The sequence below is a fragment of the Candidatus Symbiopectobacterium sp. NZEC135 genome (assembly GCF_025962695.1).
Map to the genome: position 1 here is coordinate 1 of NZ_JAGFPF010000642.1, position 1,099 is coordinate 1,099.

Consider the following 1,099-nt stretch of genomic DNA (forward strand, 5'->3'; position numbering starts at 1 on the left):
AGCCTTATCGAGTTTATTGAAGATTCGCTGACAACACGTATCAATCTGATTCTGCAAGATGAGAAAGATACGTTCCAGCGCTTGCGGCTGATTTTGTTGCTCATGTTGGGTTTTGCTGAACGCAACCCCGGCCTGACGCGTATCCTGACCGGCCATGCGCTGATGTTCGAACAGGACCGCCTGCAAGAACGCATTAACCAGCTGTTTGAACGCATTGAATCGCAGCTTAAGCAGGTGTTGCGCGAGCACAAGCTACGAGAGGGTAAAGCCCTTACCCATGACGAGTCACTGCTTGCCAGTCAACTACTCGCTTTTTGCGAAGGTATGCTGTCACGCTATGTTCGTTCTGAGTTCCGTTTCCGACCGACACAGGAATTTGATACGCGCTGGCCGTTGTTGGCGGCACAAATATTCTAACCTGCGCTAGTCCTGCATCTGCTGGTATTTTTCGCCTGCTTTTTCTTTCAAAAAATTTAGAAAACAAAGAATAACGCACGTAATAAGCACGTGCGTTATTTTCATACTGTCACTTTATCCCCACAGGATCTCCGGTTTCAACGGCGTTGGCTGAAACCCTCAAGGTGTGGATATAACGACTACGCAGAAATACCGTACCGATCGCGATAGGCCTTCACCGCATCCAGATGCACGGCCATCTCCGGTTTTTCTGCCAAAAAGCTGATCAAGTCTTGCAACGTAATAATGGAAATGACCTGACACTGATAATCACGTTCCACTTCCTGAATGGCAGAAATGGCACCCGTACCACGTTCCTGGCGATCCAGTGCAATCAACACCCCGGCAAGCGTCGCACCATTAGCGGCAATAATGCCCATGGATTCACGTATGGCGGTACCTGCGGTAATCACGTCATCGACCAGCATGATACGGCCTTGCAGCGCGCTGCCGACCAGATTGCCCCCTTCCCCGTGATCTTTGGCTTCTTTGCGGTTGAAGCAGTAAGGCACATCGGTGTCGTGGTGTTCAGCCAACGCGACCGCGGTGGTCGTGGCGATCGGAATCCCTTTGTAAGCCGGCCCGAACAGCACATCAAAGGTAATACTGGCATCCACCAACGCTTCAGCATAAAAACGGCCCA

At 51.0% G+C, this 1,099-nt stretch carries 2 protein-coding genes; one reads left to right on the plus strand and one right to left on the minus strand.

Features of this window, described 5'->3' with window-relative positions; translation table 11 throughout:
* Positions 1–417, plus strand: a 417-nt coding sequence (gene slmA, locus J5224_RS29400; RefSeq protein ID WP_264628603.1) for a nucleoid occlusion factor SlmA, incomplete at its 5' end; no start/stop codon positions are given.
* A 179-nt stretch (positions 418–596) separates the two neighbouring features.
* Here slmA and pyrE read toward each other — a convergent pair.
* Positions 597–1,099: orotate phosphoribosyltransferase (gene pyrE, locus J5224_RS29405; protein ID WP_264628604.1), on the minus strand; the 503-nt coding region annotated here is incomplete at its 5' end.